This window comes from Skermanella sp. (genome assembly GCF_059503625.1).
Genome location: NZ_JCACHA010000368.1, coordinates 1 through 2651, shown reverse-complemented (window position 1 = coordinate 2651; position 2651 = coordinate 1). Strand labels below are relative to the sequence as shown.

At 63.3% G+C, this 2651-nt stretch carries 1 protein-coding gene; it reads right to left on the bottom strand.

The genetic code is table 11. From position 1 onward, the window contains the following. Nucleotides 1-747: 747 nt before the first annotated feature. On the bottom strand, nucleotides 748-2166 hold the full coding sequence (locus AC5JJ6_RS08270; protein WP_496041577.1) for an alanine/glycine:cation symporter family protein: 1419 nt from the start codon (nucleotides 2164-2166) through the stop codon (nucleotides 748-750). Between the last annotated feature and the right edge of the window lie 485 nt (nucleotides 2167-2651).

The window sequence follows — 2651 nt, the reverse complement described above, 5'->3', positions numbered from 1 at the left end:
AACTACCTTGCCAACTCAGGCTACGCGTTCGACTAAACCTGAAATGCTCTAGATCCACGTGAAGCGGGCGAAGGAGTTGGAGCGGGAGCGCGCGTTGCTGGACACGGACTAGGCGATGAACTGGAAGCGTACGGAGCGCATCTGGCGAGGCGAGGGGCGAAGGTCCTGCAGAGCCAGCCGAAGCGCGGCAGACCGGCCAGAGGCAGTGCCTCTGACGGCTCCTGCGTGCGGCTGCGGCCGGGGATGGGCGAACCATGCCTGATGGGATGGACGGTCCCCGCTTCCTCGCACTGTCTGTGGCAAGCTGGCCACGGTGTATCGAAGCCTGAGGGGAGGCGGCCATGCAGGTAGCGACGGTCGGTCTCGACGTCGCCAAACAGGTGTTTCAGGTCCATGGGGCGAGACCTACCGGCAGAGCTCCGCGGCACCGGCCAGAACGGCCGGACTACGGGGACGGCAAGCTTGCCTGTCTGATCATAGAGGATGGCGAAGACGGTCGACGCGACCAGGATTGGAACAGCTCGGTACGCTCACCGCACCCCGAAAGCGTATTTTTGTAGGAGACCCAATCCGTGGAACCTATCCAGGCCCGCCTCCACAAGGGCGCAATGACGTCATCGAGGTCCTCATCAAGGAAGTGCGCGACGGTCGAGCTCTCCTGCGGTATGTCCAGATTGTAAGACCGTGGCGCTGCCGCATGGAGCGATGGGTCAGCGTCCCTTGGCCGCCCCACAGCCGCCGCGGCGCTCAGCGCCGCCGCCAGATTTCAGGGTCGATCTGCCCGGCAAGCTCCGGCATCTCGCTAGCTAGGAAGAGCGGCTCCTCCCCGCGGTGCCGCTTGGAGGCGTAGTCGCGCGCCAGCCGCACAACGAGGCCAGAGAGCAGTAGGATCGCAACCAAGTTGATCGTCGCCATCAGCCCCATGGAGGCATCGGCCGCATTGAACACCGTCGCGACGCTCTCCATCGCCCCCCATATTACCATCGCCAGCACGCCGATGCGCAGCGTGACAAGCCCGGCACGATGGCCGAGGCCCAGGAAGACCAGCGCGTTCTCCGCATAGGCGTAGTTGCCGATAATCGAAGTGAAGGCGAAGAACAGCACCGCGATGGCCACGAAATACGGGCCGACGGCACCGATATGCACACCCAACGCTTCCTGCGTTAGCTGCGTGCCGTTGGCCTCGGTGCCCGTTTGCAACACGCCCGAGAGCAGGATGAGCAACGCGGTCGCAGTGCAGATCACCAGGGTGTCGATGAAGACGCCGAGGGACTGCACTAAGCCCTGGCTGGCCGGGTGATGCGGGTCGGGCGTCGCTACCGCGGCGATGTTGGGTGCGCTGCCCATCCCTGCCTCGTTTGAGAAAAGACCGCGCTTGACGCCGTTTAGCATCGCGGCCGCCATGGAGCCTGCGACGCCGCCTGTCGCTGGCTCCAGCCCGAAGGCGGAACGTACGATCAGCGCCAACATCGAGGGTACTTCTGTGATGTTGGCCACGACCGCATAAAGCGCGACCGCGATGTAACCCAGCGCCATCACGGGCACGATCACCTCCGCCGCGCGGGCGATGGTCGCGATGCCGCCGAAAATGATCACACCGGCCAGCGCGGCGAGCGTGACCCCGGTGGCGAGCTTGGGCAGGCCGAAGGCACCCTCCATCGCATCGGCGATGGAGTTGGCCTGGACTGCGTTAAAAACCAACCCGAAGGAAAGGATCAGGCAAACGGAAAACAATCCGCCTGCCCAGGGCGCGCCGAGCCCGCGTGCGATGTAGAAGGCGGGACCTCCGCGATAGCGCCCCTCCTCGTCGCGCACTTTGTAGAGCTGGGCAAGTGTGCTCTCCGCGAAGGCTGTAGCCATGCCAAAAGCCGCGACCATCCACATCCAGAAGATTGCGCCAGGTCCACCAAGCGTCAGCGCGACCGCGACTCCCGCAATGTTCCCGGTGCCGACGCGGGAGGCGAGGCTGGTGCAGAGTGCCTGGAAAGGGGTGATCCCAGCCCGGTCTGCCTGCTTGGCGCCGGTGATGTTGCGGATCATCTCCGGGAAGTGGAAGATCTGGATGAAGCGTAGGCGTAACGTGAAAAAGACTCCGACCGCGAGCAGTCCATAAATCAGCACGTAGCCCCAAAGTGCTGTGTTCACCAGGTTGATCACTGTGTCCATGCGAATGCTCCGGTCCTGGCGGCGGCACAGCCTAGAGCCCCCCTGGCTTGGCCGACCTGGCCCCGGAGGCAACCGCGACTGCCGCTCGATGGCGAGCGGTCAACCTAACGGGATCAGGGCTCCAAAAACGTGCGGTCGGGAAGATAGTTCGGAGCGCCCAGCGTGGCCGCCAACGGAATGTCAAACCGAAAGACCAAGTTGCTTTGCATCTGGTAAGGATCTGACACTCATCGCGGAGCTCAGCCCCCTCGAAAAAGGAAACAGGGAAACTCTCGATTGCTCGCTAATGCCAGCACTCGCATTAATCCGGGGATAAGAGACGGAGGAGATGGTCCGCCTATGCAGCTTCCAGCATGGCGAACACGGCGGTGACAAGACGAAGCCGGAGCAGACGACTGCGGCGGGCACAAGAGCGGAGGAACTTACAGACCTCTCACCTCGACTTTGGTCATTCAAGCGGCGTGGCAGAGGGCATAGGTGATGCT

Excerpts from the sequence above, each read along its gene's own strand:
- AC5JJ6_RS08270 (WP_496041577.1), bottom strand. The coding sequence starts at position 2,166 with ATGGACACAGTGATCAACCTGGTGAACACAGCACTTTGGGGCTACGTG.